The sequence below is a fragment of the Streptomyces sparsus genome (assembly GCF_054776295.1).
This window is the reverse complement of the sequence record NZ_BAAHCA010001721.1, coordinates 1-533: the sequence shown is the minus strand read 5'-3', so window position 1 is coordinate 533 and position 533 is coordinate 1. Positions and strand designations below refer to the sequence as shown.

General features: G+C 73.4%; 1 pseudogene. It reads left to right on the top strand.

Going from position 1 to position 533, the window contains the following annotated elements:
* Positions 1-325: 325 nt before the first annotated feature.
* Positions 326-533: pseudogene (locus tag ACYVE9_RS30490) on the top strand (hypothetical protein); the annotation flags it as partial.

Below are 533 nucleotides of genomic sequence, written 5' to 3'. Positions count from 1 at the left end.
CCACACACCCCGGGCCCGCGCCCGCAGCGCCGGCCCCGCGCCCGCGCGCCGCCCAGCGTGCTCCGGTGCGGCGAATACCGGCTATCCGGCTATAGACGGACACCCCCGTCAACCCCCCGATCCGCAACACCTCTGCCCAAAGCCATTCCATCGGGTGACCACACCCCTGGTACGGCTGACTGCCCGCGCGGGGGCCAACTAGGGTGCCGCGCAGCAGGCCCGGACGCCTTGGGTCAACTGGCCCACCGCACGTTGCGATGTCCGTGCCCGGTGCGACAGTGGGGAAATACCCAGGCACTTCGACACGGCAGGGGGTGAGTGGACGATGGCAGTCCGCACGGACGGGAACCGATCGGCGCGGGACCACGCACTGTCCGTACTGCGGGTACGCAGTACGGCGTTCGCCGTCGCGCTGCTGCCCGCCGCGGCGGCCGTGGTGCTGCTCACCGCCCGGCTCACGGACCGGGTCGGCCCGGGCTGGAACACCGCGCTGTGGGTGCTGGGGGCCGTCGCGCTCTGCTGCCTGGCCGCCG